Consider the following 243-nt stretch of genomic DNA (forward strand, 5'->3'; position numbering starts at 1 on the left):
TGCAGCCACCAGCCGGTGAAGAGCCCGGCGAGCGCGATCAGCAGCATCGCGATGTACGGGCTGTTGAGCACCGGCAGCGCGTTCGCGTCGGGCGCGCCAAGCAGGCTCGTGAAGAACGCGCCGGCGGCCGCGAGTTGCATCGACAGGCCGAAGGCGAACGGCGCGAGGCGCCGTTCACGCACGCCGACCCACACGATCGCCGCGCCTTCGATCGCCCACGCGGCGCTCGTCGTCGGGCCGGAG

General features: G+C 72.4%; 1 protein-coding gene. It reads right to left on the reverse strand.

What is annotated here, in order from left to right:
* Nucleotides 1–243: hypothetical protein (locus tag SB816_RS34325; RefSeq protein ID WP_410548539.1), on the reverse strand; the 243-nt coding region annotated here is incomplete at both ends.

The organism is Achromobacter sp. SIMBA_011, assembly GCF_046535435.1.
GTDB lineage: Bacteria > Pseudomonadota > Gammaproteobacteria > Burkholderiales > Burkholderiaceae_B > Achromobacter > Achromobacter dolens.